A 17,300-nucleotide genomic window follows, 5' to 3' on the forward strand; every position below is an offset into this window, starting at 1 on the left:
CCTATCGGCGTGGATGGGGGGAACTGAAGGGCTGCGTAACAGAAACGTGAAGAAGGTCCGTTTGTTCAGGCGGCGGCGTCTTCGACGACGTGGGTCTGGCCCATGTCGGCGCTGTCCAGCAGGGTTTCGATATCGAGCAGGATCAGCATGCGGTCATCGTGGGTGCCGATGCCGGAGATGAAGCGGGTGTCGACGGCGGCGCCGAATTCCGGGGTCGGGCGGATCTGTTCGGCCGACAGCGGGATCACGTCGGAGACGCTGTCGACCACGATGCCGACAACGCGGTCTTCCACGTTGAGCACGATCATCACGGTGAAGGCGTCGTAGCGGGCATCTTCCAGGCGCAGCTTCAGGCGCAGGTCGATCACCGGCACGATGGTGCCGCGCAGGTTGATGACACCCTTGATGTAGTCCGGCGCGTCGGGGACGCGGGTGACGGCGTCGTAGCCGCGGATTTCCTGCACCTTGAGGATGTCCACGCCGTAGTGCTCGGCACCGAGGGTGAAGCTGAGGAATTCGCCATCGGCGCCGGCGGCGGAGCTGTTCTTGTCGTTCATCGAGGGGTCCTGGTTCTGCCGGAAGTGCCGGTGTCAGGCTCGATATCGGCCCCGTAGTGGGGGACTTTAGGCATCCATCCACGCATGGCGTGGATCTACTGGGGCCGGTATCCACGCGGCTTCGGGGTTGCCGGCCAGCGGCCGGCACTACTGCCTGGGTAGTGCCGGCCGCTGGCCGGCAGATGTCAGAGCTCGCCGTTGCGGCGTGCCTTGCGCTGGCGGTCGATGCGGAAGATGTAGCGCTGGATGGCGCTGTCGCCGCCGCGTGGCAGTTCGTCGAAGCGCATGCCGACGCGCTTGACCTCGGTGCCGTTGGGCAGGCGTTGCGGCAGCAGGTTGCAGACCACAAGTTCGATCTGCAGATCCGGCCCATCGGGCATCGACAGCTGCGCGCGGTAGCGCTGCTGCAGGCTGAAGATCGCGCAATCGACGGGCACGGTCACCGCCAGGCCGCCGCCACTGATGTCCACCACCCGCATCGACAGCGCGTCGGCCTGGGCCTCGCCCGGTGGCAGCAGCAGGTGCGGTGAATCGGTGATGGGGGTCTCCAGCCGGTACAGTTCACGCCGCTGCAGATGCACCAGCTCCTCGGGGAACGGTGCCCGGAAGGCGACATGGCCTTCGTTGTCCACGCGCTGCAGTTCGTGCAGGCGGAAACGCACCATCACCCGTTCCAGCTGGGCGAAGCAGAGCAGGTGGTCGGCCTGTTCGGCGGCGCGGTTGGAGGCCTCCTGCGGGCTGCCATCGAGCAGCAGCACGTCATCGTCCTCGTCCAGGTCCAACAGGGCGGTCGGGAAAGAGCGATCGCGGCCGTCGATATGGGCGTTGATCAGTGATCGCTGCTCGATCAGGGAACGCAGCAGCTGCCGCACCTGGCGGGGATTGCGGACCAGAAAGCGGTCGTCGGCGGCGTCGGCCGCGTGGACTTCGGGCAGTGCAGTGTCGTGGCCGTCGGACATGGAATCTGTGGTCAGGGGCGGGCGCCAACGCGTGTGGCCGCGTGGCTCTAAAGAAGTATCGGCTGCGTTGCGGATTTATGTAGCACCGAACGTGCTCGACTGCCCTGTTGTGCCACGCCACGAGTCGCCGGGCAAGCTCGAGGCTGGGGCCGGGCATGGCCCGGCACTACCTGTCCGATAACGGGGTGGCGTGGCGCCACCCCGATGCTGCTATCAGAACTCCTGCCAGTCGCCGTCGCCGGCCAGCGCCGGCTGCGCAACGGGCTTGCGCACGCGCGATGGCGTGGCGATGGGGGCGTGCGCCGCTTTGCGCGGGGCACTGCCGGCTGTGGCCATCGCTGCACGTGGCATCGCGTTGCCTGTACTCGGTGCGGCCAGGCGGAAGCGTGCAACGGCTTCGCCCAGCTGCGCAGCCTGGTCTTCCATCGCCCGGGCAGCAGCAGTGGCTTCTTCCACCAGCGCGGCGTTCTGCTGGGTGGTTTCGTCCATCTGCACCACGGTCTGGTTGACCTGCTCGATGCCGGCGGACTGTTCCTGCGAGGCAGCGGAGATCTCGGCCATGATGTCGGTGACGCGCTGCACCGAAGCGACGATCTCGCCCATGGTGCTGCCGGCCTGGTGCACCAGGCTGGAGCCTTCGGCGACCTTGCCGACCGATTCGTCGATCAGGCCCTTGATCTCCTTGGCGGCGGCGGCCGAACGCTGGGCGAGGGTACGCACTTCGCTGGCGACCACGGCGAAGCCACGGCCCTGTTCGCCGGCACGGGCGGCTTCGACTGCCGCGTTCAGTGCCAGGATGTTGGTCTGGAAGGCGATGCCGTCGATGACCGAGATGATCTCGGCGATCTTCTTCGAGGACGCTTCGATGGCCGACATGGTGATGACCACCTGGCCGACCACTTCGCCACCCTGCGAGGCAACGCCGTGCGCACCGATGGCGAGCTGGTTGGCCTGGCGCGCGTGCTCGGCGTTCTGGCGCACGGTGGAGGTCAGTTCCTCCATCGAAGCGGCGGTTTCTTCCAGATTGGCCGCCTGCTGTTCGGTACGGCGCGACAGGTCGCTGTTGCCCGAGGCGATTTCGCCTGCGGCCAGGGTGATGCTCGAGGTGCTGGCCTGGATCTGGCTGACGATCTGGGTCAGCTGGGCGACCGTGGTGTTGGCATCATCGCGCATGCGGGCGAACACGCCGTGGAACTGGCCGTCCATGCGTGCGGTCAGGTCGCCTGCAGCGATGGCCTGCAGCAGCTGCGACAGCTGGCCCAGGTTGCCGTCGGCCACCTGCATCATGCTGTTCAGCTGCTCGATCATCACGCGGAAATCGTGATCGAAGCGCTGCGCGTCGCCGCGCTGGCTGAAATCGCCGGCGGCGGCGGACGATGCCAACTGCTGGATCTGCGTGTTGATCGCCAGCAGGCTGGCCTTGGCCGCATCCATCGATTCGTGCAGGATCGCGCGGCTGCCGGGCAAGCGGCGTGCATCGGGGGCGAGGTTGCCGGTGGCGTACTGGTTGAGCACGTCGATGGCATCACGGATCGCATCGAGGTGTTCGAAGATCACCGTGTTGATGCCACCGGCGAGTTGGCCATAGACGCCCGGGAAATCTTCCGGAATGCGGTGGCTGATATCGGGACCGGCATGCATCTGTGCCATCAGCTGGGTCTGCTCGGAGAAGCGACGCAGCATCGCGGTCATCTCTGCGGTGGCTGCCAGCATGCGCCCGGCTTCATCCTTGCCGGTGGCCTGGGTGGTGACGCTGAGGTCGCCGCGGGCGACAGCCTGGATGGCCTGCACGGCCTTGCCCAGCGGGCCAACCACGGCGCGCGAGATGACCACGGCCAGCGTGGCGGCGACCACGACCAGTAGCACGATGGCGGCGATGATGGCCAGCATGCTGTTGCGGTGGGTCGCGTTGGCATCGTCGATCTTGCCCTGCATCAGCGAGCTGCTGTAGGCGCCCAGTGCCTTGAGGTCTTCGAAGGCCTTGCGGCGCAGCGGGCGCGACTGTTCGTCGGAGATCTGCCTGGCCACCTCGCCATCACCCGCAGTGGCGGCTTCGCGCAGTTTGGTATTGGCGGCGAAGTAACCATCGATGTCGGCCTGCACGGCCTGGTACAGCGCGCGCTCCTTGGCCCCGGCCGGCAGCGCGGCGTAGGCCGCCAACTGTTCGCGCACCACCTTGGCGGTGTCGTTCATGCGCTTGTTGTAGTCGGCCACCTTCTCCGGCTGGTCCAGCATGCTCAGTTGGGCCAGTTCGTAGGTGCGGAATTCACCCAGCTGCGAACGCACTTCGCCGAGGTACTGCACCGACGGAATATCGTTGGAGGCCATGGCGCTGAGCTGCGCGTTGGCTTCGGACAGGCGGACCAGGGCGAACGCACCCAGCACGACGGTCATCAGGGTGGTCAGGGTGAATCCCACAGCCAGCTTGCGGGCGATGGGCAGATCGTGGAACCACTTCATGCAGGGTGCTCCAAGGTGGGCAGAATACCGGCGGCGAAACCGCTGGCAAAAGGTCGTTGCAGGAGGGAACGGTCGTGCCGGGTGGGGGTTCGGTGATTGCCGTCATGTCGAGATAGCGGCGCCTGTGCGACGGACTTTATGGACCTATGTCACATTCGCTGGCGTAGGGAGATGCAACGCAAAGCACGCTATGGCGGGGCTTGCGCATCGATAGCGTGGTTTCAGGCGAAACCATGCGGGCGATGGACGTCACAGTGCAGGTTGACGGAGTTCACAGTGGACCGCGCAGCCCTGTGAGGCTCGAGCGGGGACGTCGTGGTGCACGCGCGCAAACAAAAACCGCCGCCCCGGAGGGCGGCGGTCAGGCACAGCGCGTGGAGCGGCTCAGGCGGCCTGCGGCACCCGCAGCGAACGCACCAGACCACCGATGTCGACGATCAGGGCGACGCGGCCGTCGCCGAGGATGGTGGCGCCGGAGACACCGCCGATGCGGCGATAGTTGTTCTCGATGTTCTTCACCACGACCTGCTGCTGGCCGACCAGTTCGTCCACTTCCAGCGCGATCTTCTGGCCATCGCCTTCCACCACCACCACCAGCGATTCGCTGCCGGGGGCGCGCTGGCCATAGCCGTAGTATTCGCTCAGCGACAGGATCGGCAGGTATTCGCCACGCACGCGCAGCACGCGGCCTTCGCCGGCCATGCTGCGGATGTCGTCGGGCTGCGGCTGCAGTGCTTCAAGCACGTAGGCCAGCGGCAGGATCAGGGTTTCGCCGGCCACCGCCACGGTCATGCCGTCGAGGATGGCCAGTGTCAGTGGCAGCCGGATCAGCGTACGGGTGCCGGTGCCGAGGCCACTTTCAATCTGCACTTCGCCACCCAGCGCCTGGATGTTGCGGCGGACCACGTCCATGCCCACGCCGCGGCCGGACAGGTCGGTGACCGCGTCGGCGGTGGAGAAGCCGGGCTGGAAGATCAGGTCCCAGACCTGCGAATCGGTGGGGTTGTCCGGCACGGCCAGGCCGCGTTCGTGCGCCTTGGCCAGGATCTTCTCGCGGTTCAGGCCGCGGCCGTCGTCGCTGACTTCGATGACGATATGGCCGCCCTGGTGCGAGGCGGCCAGGGTGATCGTGCCGGTCTCGTCCTTGCCGGCATCGCGACGCACGTCCGGCATTTCCAGGCCGTGGTCGATCGAGTTGCGGACCAGATGCACCAGCGGATCGGCGATCTTCTCGATCAGGCCCTTGTCCAGCTCGGTGCCTTCGCCGATTGTGCGCAGGCGCACGTGCTTGCCAAGGCGCCCGGACAGGTCGCGGACCAGGCGCGGGAAGCGGCGGAACACCGCATCGACCGGCAGCATGCGCACGCCGATCACCGCTTCCTGCAGGTCGCGGGTATTGCGTTCAAGCAGGTCCAGGCCGGCGAACAGGCTCTCGGCATGGACCGGATCCAGCGCGTGCGAGACCTGCTTGAGCATGGCCTGGGTGATGACCAGTTCGCCAACCAGGTTGATCAGCGCATCGACCTTGTCGACGCTGACGCGGATGGAGGTTTCCGCTTCCTGGCTGGCGCCGGTGCTGGCCGTCGGTGCGGCAGCGGCAGGCGCGGCGGCCACTGGCGCGGCAGTCGGTGCCTGCGTGGCCAGGCTTGGCGGTGCGGCCGGACGGATGTCCAGTTCGCAGTCGTCCAGCACCCAGGCGAAGGTATCTTCGATCTTGCTGCGCGGCACCTTGCCGACCAGGCCCAGGTCCCACGCAAGGTGGGCTTCGAGCGGGTCGAGCTGGGCAAAGCCGGGCAGGCGATCCATGCGCGCGGCCACCTGCAGCGAACCCAGGTGTTCCAGTTCGCGGATGATGCGCAGCGGGTCGTTGCCGCTCATGAACAGCGACGGCGCCGGGGCGAAGCCGATCTGCCAGGCTTCCGGCGTGTCGTCGACCTGGCTGGCGGCAGCGGGTGCAGCGGCGGCGGGCGCCTGGCCGGACAGCACCGATTCCAGTCGCGCCTTCACCGCAGCAACCGCTGCGGGATCGGCGGGCTGGCCGTGCTCGGCCTCGCGCAACAGGGCGCGCAGTACGTCCACCGACGACAGCATCGCATCGACGGCGTTGCCTTCCAGTGCGCGCTTGCCGGCACGCAGCTCATCCAGCAGCGTCTCCAGCACGTGGGTCAGCCCGGCGATGGCATCGAAGCCGAACGTGCCCGCGCCGCCCTTGATGGAGTGGGCGGCACGGAACACCGAGTTGATGATCTCCGCGTCCTGTTGTCCCGATTCCAGGGCCAGCAGGCCAGCCTCCATGGCGTCGAGGCCTTCGCGGCTCTCCTCGAAGAAAGTGGCGTGGAAGCGTTGCAGGTCCATGCTCATGGCAGTGGCGATCCGGAAGCGAAGAGGGGGAGCAGTACGGGGCGATCAGCCCAGCACTTTCTGCACGGTGGCGACCAGCTGTTCGGGATTGAACGGCTTGACCAGCCAACCAGTGGCACCGGCGGCCTTGCCTTCGGACTTCTTGTCCGCGGCCGATTCGGTGGTCAACATCAGCATCGGCGTGAACTTGTAGTCGGGCAGCTGGCGCAGTTCGCGGATCAGCGCGATGCCGTCCATGTTCGGCATGTTGACGTCGGTGACCACCGCGTTGAAGCGCTGGCCCTTGGCACGTCCGAGCGCGACCGCGCCGTCTTCAGCTTCTTCGACGGCAAAACCGGCCGAGGTGAGGGCGAAGGAAACCATCTGGCGCATTGACGCCGAATCGTCCACCACCAAGATACGTGCGCTCATGCAGCGTTCTCCACAGATTTCAGGTTGTCATGGGGTACGTCCAGGCCCAGGGCCTGGGTGACGCCCAACAGGCGTGCAGCGTCACGGAAGGTTGCAGTGCAACCGTGGAAGCCAGTGCCCAGGCCTGCCTCGCGGCGGGCCTGCACGAAGGCACACAGCACCTGCACGCTGGCGGTGTGGATGCGACCGACCTGGCTTGCATCCAGGGTGAGGTCGCCTGCTTCCGCCACCAAGGGCGAAAGGCGGTTCTTGAGCTCGGTGCTGCTCTCGATGCCGAGATCCTCACCCAGTTCGACAGTGCTCATCGTTGCTCCGGACAAACGGTTCCAGCATTCATAACGGCACCGCGGGACAGTTCTTTAGGGGAGGTATCGACGCGGAGCGTCGATTCACCCCAGCAGCTGCGTGGCGTCGAGCAGGATCATCGGCCGCTGGCTGATGCGGGCCACGCCACGGAACAGTTCATTGGAGATCTGGCAGATGCGGGCGGTATCGGGCGGTTCGATCTGCGAGTCGGTCAGGTTGGCGACGTCCTCCACGGCGGACACGCGCAGGCCCAGGGTCTCGCCGTTCTCTTCAAGCACGACAATGCGGGTCTGCGCGTCATCCTCGGCAGAGGCCGCGCCAAGGTGCAGGCCGAGATCCATCACCGGCACCACCTGGCCACGCAGGTTCATGATGCCGAGCATTTCCGGGGCAGTGCCGCGCAAGGGCAGCAGCGGCACCGGCAGCACCACTTCCTGCACTTTCAGCAGCTCCAGCGCGTAGGCCTGGGTGCCGCAGCGCAGGCGCAGCCAACGCGAGGTGCGTTCGCCGGCACGGCGGCTCTGCGGATGCGGGCTGCTGGCGGGCCGATGCGCCTGGGCCTGCAGCTCCTGCCAGGTGCCGGGGCGGTTGTCTGATGGGGTGTCCACCGCGATCCGTGGCGGCGGCGCTACGGCGGCGCGGGCCATCGACGGCATCGTTGCCGGTGCCGGTGCGGGGCGCGCTGGGGCCTTGGCAACCGTCGGTGCTGCGACGGCAGGAACCACCTCGCCGTCGGCGGCGGCTTCGAACGCGGCCTGCAATCCCGGGCTGTCGGTGTGCGCGAGGCTGTCAGCGGCGTCGGTTTCGTAGATCACTTCGTCCGGCAGGTCATCCCAGGTGGGTTCCGGCGCGGGCGGTACGACAGGGGCAGCGGCCACGGGCGCGGTTTCATGGACCACTTCAGCCGGCAGATCATCCCAGGTCGGCTCGCGTTCGGTGTCGGCCGCAGGTGCGGTAGCGGCGTCGAAGGCGGCTTCGAGGGACGCATCGTCGCTGGCCGGGGCAGCCGCGACGGTGCCGGTTTCGTAGATCACTTCGGCCGGCAGATCATCCCAGGTCGGCTCGCGTTCGGTGTCGGCCGCAGGTGCGGCAGCGACGTCGAAGGCGGCCTCGAGAGAAGCATCGTCACTGGCCGGGGCGGCCGCGACGATGTCGGTTTCATAGATCACTTCAGCCGGCAGATCATCCCAGGTCGGCTCACGTTCGGCGTCGGCCGCAGGTGCGGTAGCGGCGTCAAAGGCGGCTTCGAGGGAAGCATCGTCACTGGCCGGGGCGGCCGCGACGGTGTCGGTTTCGTAGATCACTTCAGCCGGCAGATCGTCCCAGGTCGGCTCGCGCTGGGCGTCGGTCGCTGCGCTGACAGGACGTGGCGCGGCATCAGCCGCGACCGGTGCGACGGCAATGTCGCCGAGCAGCTCGTCCAGATAGTCGTCCAGCATGCCGGTGGTGTTCATGCCGCCTGCTCCAGCGCGCGTGCGTCCTCACCGAGGATCCAGTTCAACGCGCGTCGATAGGCCGCCAGGCCACGACCCGGGTAGTCCTCGCCGATGCTTGGCAGGGTCAGGCCGGCCGCATTGCTGATGCGGGTATCGATCGGAATCGCATCTTCCCAGACGCGGCTTGCGTGGCGGTCCTGCATCGCGCGCAGCGATTCATTGCCGGTGCGGGTGCGGCGGTCGAACAGCGTCGGCAGGATCGAGATCGGCAGCGGGCGGCGGCGCGAACGCTCGACCATCTCACCGGTGCGGACCATGCCATCCAGGCCATGCAGAGCCAGCGGCTCGGCCTGGGTGGGGATGATCAGGCGATCGGCCGCGGCCAGCGCGTTGATCATCAGCAGGCCCAAGGTCGGTGCGCAGTCCAGCAGGATGTAGTCATGCTGACCCTGGTGGCGGGCGAGGGCATTCTGCAGTGCCAGGCCGAGACCGGGCTGGTTGGCGCTGCGCCGTTCCAGTGTGGCCAGCGAGGCCTGCGCGCACACGTAATCGAGCCCGCCGATGTTGCTGGCGTGGCTGAGCGTGGACAGGTCGGCCGGTGGTGCGCCGAACAGTTCCAGCACACCGGCCGGTGCCGGTTCGATCGGTACGCCGAAGGCGCGGGTCAGCGAGGCATGCGGATCGAGATCGATCAGCAGCACGCGGTGGCCGAGCGCGGCCAGGCCGCGACCGAGGGCGAGGGTGGTGGTGGTCTTGCCGACTCCGCCCTTCTGGTTGGCGACTGCCCAGATGCGCATCGGATTACTCCTTCATTGCCGGGGGAACGGCGGCGCCGACACGGCTGCCAGCCGGCACCGGTGGCAACTGCACCGGTGCGATGGGGGAAGTGGGGGTGGTGGCCGGCGCTGCGGCGGCCTGTTCGCTGGCGCTGCGGCTGGCCCCGGTGGCGGCATTCAGGCGTTCGCCCAGCGGGTCCACCGAATGACTGGTGTCGGCCAGGATGATGACCATCACCCGCCGGTTGCGATTGCGTCCCTGCGCACTGTCATTCTCTTCGCGGGGGCGGAACTGGCCGTAGCCGACCATCGCCAGCCGCGATGGCTGCAGGCCCTGGTCGGCAAACAGATGCACAACGCTGGCCGCGCGCCCGGCCGACAGTTCCCAGTTGGACGGGAAGGTGGCGGTGGCAATCGGCACGTTGTCGGTGTGGCCTTCCACGCGCACGCTGTTGGGCACGTCGCGCAGCACACCGGCCAGGCTGGCCAAGGTGTCGCGCGCATGCACGTCCAGCGCTGCCGAGCCGGTCGGGAACAGGATGTCGCTGTTGATCTCGACTTCGATCCACAGTTCGGTGCGGCGCACACTGATCATGCCGCGGTCGATCAACGGCGCCAGCGCAGCGGTCAGGCGGTCGGCGATGCTGTTGAGCTGGCGCTCGGCCCGCGCGATCTGCTCCTGGTTGTGCACCGACACCGGCATGCGCATCTGCGAGGCCATCGCCGGCAGCAGGGTGGGGTCGTGCGACGGCGCCGGAGCAGACGGCCCGATCTTGGTGCCGGACTTGATCACCGACGGGCTGTCCCAGCCGCCGCCCTGCACCTGCTTGTTGCCGACCTGCACCGGATTGATGGTGCGCGGCGCACCACCGAAGGCATCGGTGAGGGCGTCAGCCATGATCCGGTACTTGCCCTCGTTGACCGAGGAGATCGCGTACATGACCACGAAAAAGGCGAGCAGCAGCGTCATCAGGTCGGCATAGGGGATGGCCCATGCTTCGTGGTTGGCGTGCTCTTCGTGGTGCTTGCGGCGGGCCATGTCAGTGCAGGAAGCCGGAGAGGTTGGTTTCGATGTTGCGCGGGTTCTCGCCTTGGGCGATCGAGATCAGGCCTTCGATGACCATTTCACGGTCGCGGCTGGAATGGGCGATCACGCCCTTCAGCTTGGCGGCGATAGGCAGGAACAGCAGGTTGGCTGAGGCGATGCCGTAGATGGTTGCGGTGAACGCGGCGGCGATGCCGTGGCCGAGCTTGCTCGGATCGGCGAGGTTCTTCATCACCGCGATCAGGCCGAGCACGGCGCCGATGATGCCCAGCGTGGGCGCGTAGATGCCCATGGCCTCAAATACCTTGGCGCCGGCCTGGTCCTGGTGTTCCTGGCTGCCGAGTTCGATTTCCAGCATGTGCCGGATCGATTCGGGTTCAACGCCGTCCACCAGCAGTTGCAGCCCCTTGCGCAGGAACGGATCACGCTGCGCTTCCACCTGCGATTCCAGGCCGAGCAGGCCTTGGCGGCGGGCGATGTTGCTCCATTCCACGATCTGCTGGATCAGTTCGCGACGGTCGCTGTGCGGCGGGCGCACGACCCAGCGCACGATCTTGAACGCATGCTTGAACACCGCCGGCGCGGTATGCAGCAGGATGGCGGCGATGGTGCCGACGATGACGATCACAAACGCCGCAGGCGACCACAACGACGCCAGGCCGGCGCCTTTGAGGATGCTGCCGCCGACCAGTGAGGCCAGGGCGAGGAAAAGTCCAATGAGGCTGAGTCTATCCATGGGTCCGGTATCGGCTTGTATGAATGGGACTTGAGACACCGGGAGAAGCTGGTGTAACGGAGTTCACAGTTTCCTGTGTCGCCGGGCGGGCCCGGCGCTATTGCGTGTCGCGTTCAGGAATCGGGTCAGTCGTGTGGGCTGCGCAGTCCGTCCACATCCAGGATCAGCGCCATGCGACCATCGCCGATCAAGGTTGCACCGGCGTAACCACGCAGGCCGCGCAGGGCTTTGGGCAATGGCTTGATGACCACTTCCTCGCGCCCGCGCACCTGGTCGACCACCAGCCCGAAGCGTGCTTCACCGGCCTGCAGTACGACGATGGTCAGCAGGGGCGAGGCGGCCGGCGTCACATCCAGCCATTGCCGCAGGTCGACCAGCGCCAGCGTGTGCGAGCGTCGGTCAAGCACGGCGCGGCCGTCGAACCAGCCCAGCGAGGTGCGCGGTGCGTGCAGCACTTCCATTACGCGGGCCAGCGGCAGCGCGTAGACGTCTTCGCCCGCCTGCACCAGCAGGGTCGGCAGGATTGCCAGAGTCAGTGGTACGCGGATCATGAAGCGGCTGCCGCGGCCCAGTTCCGACTGGATCTGGATCTGCCCGCTCAGTTCGCGGATGCGTGACTGCACCACGTCCATGCCGACGCCGCGGCCGGAGATATCAGTCACCTGCTGCTTGGTCGAGAAGCCCGGCAGGAATACCAGGTGCAGGCATTCCTCGCTGCTCAGGCGGGCGGCGGCTTCCGGATCGATCAGGCCCTTCTCGCGCGCTTTGGCGCGCAGCTTTTCCGGATCGATGCCGGCACCGTCGTCCTGCACTTCGATGCTGACGTAGTCACCTTCCTGCTGCGCCGACAGGCGCACGTGGCCCATCCGCGGCTTGCCCTGTGCTTCGCGCAGGTCAGGCATTTCCACGCCATGGTCGATGGCGTTGCGGACCAGGTGCACCAGCGGGTCCGCCAGCGCTTCGACCAGGTTGCGGTCGAGCTCGGTCTCGGCGCCGATCAGTTCCAGGTCCACTTCCTTCTTCAGCGAACGCGCAACGTCGCGCGCCACCTTCGGGAAGCGCGAGAACACCTTGCCGACCGGCTGCATGCGGGTGCGCATCACTGCCGACTGCAGGCGCGCGGTAGCGATATCCAACGTGGACACCGCGCGGTCCAGCTCTTCATCGCGCAGGCGGGTGCGCAGCGTCTTCAACCGGTTTCGTGACAGCACCAGCTCGCCGATCAGGTTGACGATGGCATCCAGGCGCTTGGTATCCACGCGCACGGTGTGTTCGGCTTCGGCGACGGGCTTGTTGGGTGCGGGCTTGGCCGCTGGCGGCGCCGGCGAGGGTGCCGGTCGCGGTGCCGGTACGGCAGCAATCGCTGCGGTGGCGTGGCTGCCCGGGGCGGCGCCGCCATGCAGCTGATCCAGCAGCGCCTCGAACTCGTCTTCGCTGATCATGTCGTCGGCTTTCTTCGCCGCCGCCACGGGTGCCGGCGCCTTGCCGCCGTGCAGCTGGTCGAGCAGGGCCTCGAATTCGTCGTCGGTGATCAGGTCACCACCGCCTGCACCCGGCGTCGCGGCCGAGGGGGCAGCCGCACCACCGCCATGCACGTCGAACTGGGCCACCAGTTCGGGCGGGGCAAAGCCCGGCTCGGTACCCGATGACACCGCGTCGAGCATCGACTGCAGGTAGTCCAGTGATTGCTGGGCGGCATCGAAGTGATGGGCCTGCAATACGGCCTGGCCGGCACGTGCGGCACCCAGCGCCTCTTCGGCGGCGTGGCACAGTTCGACCATCGCGGTGATGCCGAGGAAACCTGCGCCGCCTTTCAGCGTGTGGTAGCCACGGAACACCGCGTTGAGCTGTTCATTGTCCTGCGGTGCCTGTTCCAGCGACACCAGCTGTTCGCCGAGGCGATCCAGGATTTCCTGGGCCTCGATGATGAAATCGGCAGTGATGTCGTCGGCTACCGCGCCCATGGTTACAGCCCCAGATCCGACAACAGGTCGTCGGCGTCGTTCTGCGAGACCGCATGGCGGTCCAGCCCTTTCAGTGCCGGCCCGGCGAGTTCCGGGTCGGTGCGATGCTGTTCCGGCGGCAGGCCGAGCGCGCCGAAGCCTTCGTGCACGCGGCGGACGATGCCCACCACGCGCCGGATGATCTGTCCGGTCAGGTCCTGGTAGCTCTGGGTCAGGGCAATCTCGGTGAGGTTGTGGCGGATGCGGTCCAGCTGCACGTCCTGACCCGGCTGCAGGCCATCGGCGCGCAGCTGTTCGGTCAGGTTGCGGCATTCTTCTGCCAGGTCCAGGGTGCGGTGGGTGGCCTGTTCGGTCATCGCCACCACATGGTCCAGGCGCGCGCAGGCGTCGTCCAGCTCGCCGGCTTCATCGGGCACGGTCGGCAGTTCACCCAGCGCCTGGCCCAGCTCGCGGGCCAGCCGCGAAAGGCCGCTCATCATCGGCTGGGTACGCAGCGCGACCAGGCCGTCGATGCGCTGGCGCCAGGCCGCTTCGTCGCCGGATTCCAGTGCGTCCAGGGCTTCCTGCAGGCGCAGGGCAAGGGCGCTCTTGTCGACCGTGGTGTCCATCAAGCGCTGGCCGCCAGGCGTTCGAAGATCTTGCCGAGCTTCTCTTCCAGCGTCTGTGCGGTGAACGGCTTGATGATGTAACCGTTCACGCCGTTCTGCGCCGCTTCGATGATCTGCTCGCGCTTGGCTTCGGCAGTCACCATCAGCACCGGCAGGGTCTTCAGCTTGGCATCGGCACGGATCGCCTTCAGCAGTTCGATGCCGGTCATCACCGGCATGTTCCAGTCGGTGACCACGAAGTCGAACGGCTGGCTCTGCAGCAACGACAGCGCGGCATGCCCGTCCTCGGCTTCGGCGGTATTGGTGAAGCCCAGATCGCCCAGCAGGTTCTTGACGATACGACGCATGGTCGAGAAATCGTCGACGATCAGGATGCGCATGTTCTTGTTCAAAGCAGAGTTCCTTTGTTGATCAGCTCTCGAGGCCGGCGTCGGCCGCCTCGAAAATCTTCAGTCGGCCACGCAGGCGCAGGACCGCCTGGCCGTGGATCTGGCAGACCCGCGACTCGCTCACGCCGAGCACTGCGCCGATCTCTTTCAGGTTCAGTTCCTGCTCGTAATAGAGCGACAGCACCAGCTGTTCGCGCTCGGGCAGGTGGCCGATGGCGTTGCCCAGCTCACGACCGAACTCGCCGCGCTCAAGTACCTGCTGCGGGGTCGGGCCGCCCTGGGCGACGGTGTCCAGTTCGCCCTGGTCTTCAATGCGCGACTCCAGGCTCAGCACCTGGCCGCGCGAGGCATCCTCCATCAGGCGCAGGTACTCGGGCAGCGGCATCTCCATCGCGGCAGCCACTTCGGTGGCGCTGGCAGCGCGACCGGTGCTCTGCTCCAGGCGACGGATGGTGGCAGCGGCGTCGCGGGCACGGCGGTGCACCGAACGCGGCACCCAGTCGCCACGGCGGATCTCATCGATCATCGAACCGCGGATGCGGATCGAGGCGTAGGTCTCGAACGAGGCGCCCTGGTCGGCGTCGTAGCTGCGCGACGCTTCGATCAGGCCCATCATGCCGGCCTGGATCAGGTCGTCCACTTCAACGCTGGCCGGCAGGCGTGCGGCCAGATGGTGGGCGATGCGCCGCACCAGGTCCGAGTGCTGGGCGATGACCTCGTTGGCCGCCGTGCGCTGGACCTCTCTGTACTGGGCGGCGCCTTTCATGCGGCCACCCCACGCTGCTTGATGATGCGTTCGAGGAAGAACTCAACGCCACCGCGCGGCTCGGTCGGGGCCTGCCAGCGGGCGGTGCGGCGGGCGATCTCGGTGATCGCCAGTGCCGACGGGCTGGACGGATAGGCCTTCACCACCGGCTGCTGGCGCTGCACCGACAGGCGCAGCCAGTCGTCCTGCGGCACGCAGCCGAGGTAGTTCAGCGAGACATCGGCGAGGAATTTCTCGCAGACGCGGGTCAGCTTTTCGTACAGCACGCGGCCTTCGTTGGGGTCGCGCACCATGTTGGCCACCACCTGGATGCGGTCCACGCCACGTTCGCGCGACAGCACCTTGATCAGGGCGTAGGCGTCGGTGATCGAGGCCGGTTCGTCGCAGACCACCACCACGGTGTCCTGCGCGGCCTGGCAGAAGGTCAGTACGCCATCGGTGATGCCGGCGGCGGTGTCCACCACCATGATGTCCAGCTCGCGCTCCAGTTCGGAGAACACGTTGACCAGGCCCACATGCTCGGCCGGGGCCAGCTCGGCCATGTGCCGGCGACCGGACGCGGCCGGTACCACCAGCACGCCGTTCGGGCCTTCGATGATCACGTCATCCAGGCTGCAGCGGCCAGCGACCAGGTCGGCCAGGGTATTGGTGGGGCTCAGGCCGAGGATCACGTCGATGTTGGCCAGGCCCAGGTCGGCGTCCAGCAACAGGGTGCGTTTACCCATGCCGGCAAGCGCCACGGCCAGGTTGGCCGACACGTTGGTCTTGCCGACGCCGCCCTTGCCGCCGGTCACGGCAATCGTGCGCACAGGGCCGAGCGGCTCGCTGCGGGTCGCCGTCAGCGGGAAGGTGGTGGTCAGCTTGGCGTACTCACGCGACGGCATGGTTCAACTCCGGGTTGCAGGGCATATCGGCCGCGCGGCGCAAATCTTCAAGGCGAAGTACAAGATTGGCTGCACTGGCCCGGTGCAGGTCGTCCGGGACGTCCTGGCCATCGGTCACCCAGGTGATCGGCAGCTTGTGGTCCACGGCCACCGACAGGGCGTTGCCGAAGCGGCCGGTTTCGTCCAGCTTGCTCAGCACCAGGCCCTGCAGGTTGGCCGCGCCGAAGCGGCGGACCACCTCGTCCATGTCGCCGAAGCTGGTGTTGGCCGGCAGTACCAGCAGGGTGCGGACCTGGCGGGCGGCGCGCAGCCACTGCAGCTGGGCGGCCAGCGCACGGTCGCGCGGGCCCAGGCCGGCGGTATCGATCAGCACCAGCTTGTAGTCCTTCAATCGCTCCAGCAGCTGGTCCAGGTCGGTGCCACTGTTGGCCTCGTGCACCGCGATGCCGAGCTGGCGGCCGTAGCCGTACAGCTGTTCACGGGCGCCGATGCGCATCGTATCGGTCGTGACCAGGGCGACATCGCGGGCCGCATGGGCTTCGGCGAAGCGTGAGGCCAGCTTGGCGATGGTGGTGGTCTTGCCGGCGCCGGTCGGGCCGACCAGGGCGATCACACCGCCTTCCTCCATCGGGTCGACCGGAGCGATCGGCAGCTTGCGCGAGATCAGCCCCAGCATCAGGCCGCGGCCGCGATGTGCTTCGGTTTCCAGCGGAATCTGCATGGCCACGTCGCGGGCGATGCCGGCGTCGAAGCCGTACTCGTCCATCAGGTCCAGCGCGGTGGCGCGCACCGGGCAGCCGCGCAGGCGCTCATCGGTGAAGCGGTTCATTTCGCGCTCGATCACCTGGCGCATGCCGGCCACTTCCTGGCGCAGGTGGCGGATCTCGGCGTCGTCGGCGACCAGGGTCAGCGCCGGCGCCGGCGCCAGGGTCGGCAGCGGTGCGGGTGCAACCTCTGTCGGCTGTGCGGCAACCGGTGCGTGGGCTGCGTCGTCCGCGGGCGTGACGGCGGCCTGGATGGCAACCGGCAACGGCGGCGGCGACACTGCCGGCAGCTGCGCGCTGTCTTCCAGCGGCGGATCGATCTGGAAGCGGGCGCGGTTCACCGGCGCGGCTGCGGCCGGTGAGGGCGCCACGATGGCGTCGGCGAACGGGGCGAAGATCTGTTCCGGCAGCGTCGATTCATTGACGGCGGCACGCGCCAGCGTAGCGGCGAAGCCGGTGCTGCCACGGGTCGGCACGATCTCGTCGGCGCTGTCCAGGGTGCGGCCGGTAGCACCGACGGCGGCGCGGGCGAGGGCGGCAACGGCCGAGGTGGTGGCTGCCACCGGCTCCGGTGCCGGCATGCTGCTGCGACGGCGGGTGACCGCGGCGATCACCGCGTCGGCGGCGGTGCGCGGCTTCGGTGCGGGCGGCGGCGCCACGTCGCGACGCGACGCTTCCAGGGCGCGCTGCACAGCGCTCTCATCGTAATTGGCGGCGGCCACGATCTCGATGCCTTCCTCGATCCGGCGGTTGGACAGGATCACGGCGTCAGGACCATGTTCCTTGCGGACCAGGTTCATGGCCGAGCGCATGTCGGCGGCGACGAATCGTTTGATTTTCATGCTGTGGTCACGGGACGAAGTCGGCGGAGTGGCGGT

Annotated in this window: 16 protein-coding genes; all 16 read right to left on the reverse strand. The window is 67.4% G+C overall.

Going from position 1 to position 17,300, the window contains the following annotated elements:
* Nucleotides 1-65: 65 nt before the first annotated feature.
* The gene (locus ACQ5SA_RS00980; protein WP_099818377.1) at nucleotides 66-557 is read right to left on the reverse strand and encodes a chemotaxis protein CheW; all 492 of its coding nucleotides are present in this window, start codon (nucleotides 555-557) and stop codon (nucleotides 66-68) included.
* Nucleotides 558-742: 185 nt separating this feature from the next.
* Nucleotides 743-1,516 (reverse strand): flagellar brake protein, encoded by a 774-nt coding sequence (locus ACQ5SA_RS00985; protein ID WP_230112664.1) that lies wholly within the window; start codon nucleotides 1,514-1,516, stop codon nucleotides 743-745.
* A 213-nt stretch (nucleotides 1,517-1,729) separates the two neighbouring features.
* Nucleotides 1,730-3,976: a methyl-accepting chemotaxis protein gene (locus ACQ5SA_RS00990; protein ID WP_499312106.1), complete on the reverse strand. Its 2,247-nt coding sequence runs from the start codon at nucleotides 3,974-3,976 to the stop codon at nucleotides 1,730-1,732.
* 384 nt (nucleotides 3,977-4,360) lie between these two features.
* Nucleotides 4,361-6,337: a chemotaxis protein CheA gene (locus ACQ5SA_RS00995; protein ID WP_499312108.1), complete on the reverse strand. Its 1,977-nt coding sequence runs from the start codon at nucleotides 6,335-6,337 to the stop codon at nucleotides 4,361-4,363.
* A gap of 45 nt (nucleotides 6,338-6,382) precedes the next feature.
* On the reverse strand, nucleotides 6,383-6,748 hold the full coding sequence (locus ACQ5SA_RS01000; protein ID WP_025878971.1) for a response regulator: 366 nt from the start codon (nucleotides 6,746-6,748) through the stop codon (nucleotides 6,383-6,385).
* Nucleotides 6,745-7,053 carry an STAS domain-containing protein gene (locus ACQ5SA_RS01005; protein WP_230112661.1) on the reverse strand — a complete coding sequence of 103 codons (309 nt, stop codon included), beginning with the start codon at nucleotides 7,051-7,053 and terminating at the stop codon, nucleotides 6,745-6,747. Before ACQ5SA_RS01005 ends, ACQ5SA_RS01000 begins: the two co-directional genes overlap by 4 nt.
* Before the next feature lie 84 nt (nucleotides 7,054-7,137).
* Entirely contained in the window at nucleotides 7,138-8,508 is a 1,371-nt protein-coding gene (locus tag ACQ5SA_RS01010) for a chemotaxis protein CheW (protein ID WP_499312111.1), read from the reverse strand.
* Entirely contained in the window at nucleotides 8,505-9,287 is a 783-nt protein-coding gene (locus tag ACQ5SA_RS01015; protein WP_025878974.1) for a ParA family protein, read from the reverse strand. Before ACQ5SA_RS01015 ends, ACQ5SA_RS01010 begins: the two co-directional genes overlap by 4 nt.
* Before the next feature lie 4 nt (nucleotides 9,288-9,291).
* Complete coding sequence (gene motD / locus ACQ5SA_RS01020) at nucleotides 9,292-10,305, reverse strand: flagellar motor protein MotD (RefSeq protein WP_499312113.1); 1,014 nt, start codon at nucleotides 10,303-10,305, stop codon at nucleotides 9,292-9,294.
* Between the two features lies 1 nt (nucleotide 10,306).
* On the reverse strand, nucleotides 10,307-11,047 hold the full coding sequence (locus tag ACQ5SA_RS01025) for a flagellar motor protein (protein WP_394197716.1): 741 nt from the start codon (nucleotides 11,045-11,047) through the stop codon (nucleotides 10,307-10,309).
* 125 nt (nucleotides 11,048-11,172) lie between these two features.
* Entirely contained in the window at nucleotides 11,173-13,011 is a 1,839-nt protein-coding gene (locus ACQ5SA_RS01030) for a chemotaxis protein CheA (RefSeq protein WP_499312116.1), read from the reverse strand.
* 2 nt (nucleotides 13,012-13,013) lie between these two features.
* On the reverse strand, nucleotides 13,014-13,619 hold the full coding sequence (locus ACQ5SA_RS01035) for a protein phosphatase CheZ (RefSeq protein ID WP_099818385.1): 606 nt from the start codon (nucleotides 13,617-13,619) through the stop codon (nucleotides 13,014-13,016).
* Nucleotides 13,619-14,011: a chemotaxis response regulator CheY gene (cheY, locus tag ACQ5SA_RS01040; protein WP_005413247.1), complete on the reverse strand. Its 393-nt coding sequence runs from the start codon at nucleotides 14,009-14,011 to the stop codon at nucleotides 13,619-13,621. The genes ACQ5SA_RS01035 and cheY overlap by 1 nt, the downstream gene beginning before the upstream one ends.
* A 19-nt stretch (nucleotides 14,012-14,030) precedes the next feature.
* On the reverse strand, nucleotides 14,031-14,774 hold the full coding sequence (locus tag ACQ5SA_RS01045; RefSeq protein WP_025878979.1) for an RNA polymerase sigma factor FliA: 744 nt from the start codon (nucleotides 14,772-14,774) through the stop codon (nucleotides 14,031-14,033).
* Nucleotides 14,771-15,658 (reverse strand): MinD/ParA family ATP-binding protein, encoded by an 888-nt coding sequence (locus ACQ5SA_RS01050; RefSeq protein ID WP_025878980.1) that lies wholly within the window; start codon nucleotides 15,656-15,658, stop codon nucleotides 14,771-14,773. The genes ACQ5SA_RS01045 and ACQ5SA_RS01050 overlap by 4 nt, the downstream gene beginning before the upstream one ends.
* A complete protein-coding gene (gene flhF / locus ACQ5SA_RS01055; RefSeq protein WP_499312118.1) occupies nucleotides 15,645-17,264 on the reverse strand; it encodes a flagellar biosynthesis GTPase FlhF in 1,620 nt (539 codons plus the stop codon). Before flhF ends, ACQ5SA_RS01050 begins: the two co-directional genes overlap by 14 nt.
* Nucleotides 17,265-17,300 lie beyond the last annotated feature (36 nt).

The organism is Stenotrophomonas indicatrix, assembly GCF_050573115.1.
Classification (GTDB): Bacteria; Pseudomonadota; Gammaproteobacteria; order Xanthomonadales; family Xanthomonadaceae; genus Stenotrophomonas; species Stenotrophomonas lactitubi_A.

Coding starts and splice junctions, on each gene's coding strand:
- ACQ5SA_RS00980 (WP_099818377.1), bottom strand. CDS start 557: ATGAACGACAAGAACAGCTCCGCCGCCGGCGCCGATGGCGAATTCCTC.
- ACQ5SA_RS00985 (WP_230112664.1), bottom strand. CDS start 1,516: ATGTCCGACGGCCACGACACTGCACTGCCCGAAGTCCACGCGGCCGAC.
- ACQ5SA_RS00990 (WP_499312106.1), bottom strand. CDS start 3,976: ATGAAGTGGTTCCACGATCTGCCCATCGCCCGCAAGCTGGCTGTGGGA.
- ACQ5SA_RS00995 (WP_499312108.1), bottom strand. CDS start 6,337: ATGAGCATGGACCTGCAACGCTTCCACGCCACTTTCTTCGAGGAGAGC.
- ACQ5SA_RS01000 (WP_025878971.1), bottom strand. CDS start 6,748: ATGAGCGCACGTATCTTGGTGGTGGACGATTCGGCGTCAATGCGCCAG.
- ACQ5SA_RS01005 (WP_230112661.1), bottom strand. CDS start 7,053: ATGAGCACTGTCGAACTGGGTGAGGATCTCGGCATCGAGAGCAGCACC.
- ACQ5SA_RS01010 (WP_499312111.1), bottom strand. CDS start 8,508: ATGAACACCACCGGCATGCTGGACGACTATCTGGACGAGCTGCTCGGC.
- ACQ5SA_RS01015 (WP_025878974.1), bottom strand. CDS start 9,287: ATGCGCATCTGGGCAGTCGCCAACCAGAAGGGCGGAGTCGGCAAGACC.
- motD (WP_499312113.1), bottom strand. CDS start 10,305: ATGGCCCGCCGCAAGCACCACGAAGAGCACGCCAACCACGAAGCATGG.
- ACQ5SA_RS01025 (WP_394197716.1), bottom strand. CDS start 11,047: ATGGATAGACTCAGCCTCATTGGACTTTTCCTCGCCCTGGCCTCACTG.
- ACQ5SA_RS01030 (WP_499312116.1), bottom strand. CDS start 13,011: ATGGGCGCGGTAGCCGACGACATCACTGCCGATTTCATCATCGAGGCC.
- ACQ5SA_RS01035 (WP_099818385.1), bottom strand. CDS start 13,619: ATGGACACCACGGTCGACAAGAGCGCCCTTGCCCTGCGCCTGCAGGAA.
- ACQ5SA_RS01045 (WP_025878979.1), bottom strand. CDS start 14,774: ATGAAAGGCGCCGCCCAGTACAGAGAGGTCCAGCGCACGGCGGCCAAC.
- ACQ5SA_RS01050 (WP_025878980.1), bottom strand. CDS start 15,658: ATGCCGTCGCGTGAGTACGCCAAGCTGACCACCACCTTCCCGCTGACG.
- flhF (WP_499312118.1), bottom strand. CDS start 17,264: ATGAAAATCAAACGATTCGTCGCCGCCGACATGCGCTCGGCCATGAAC.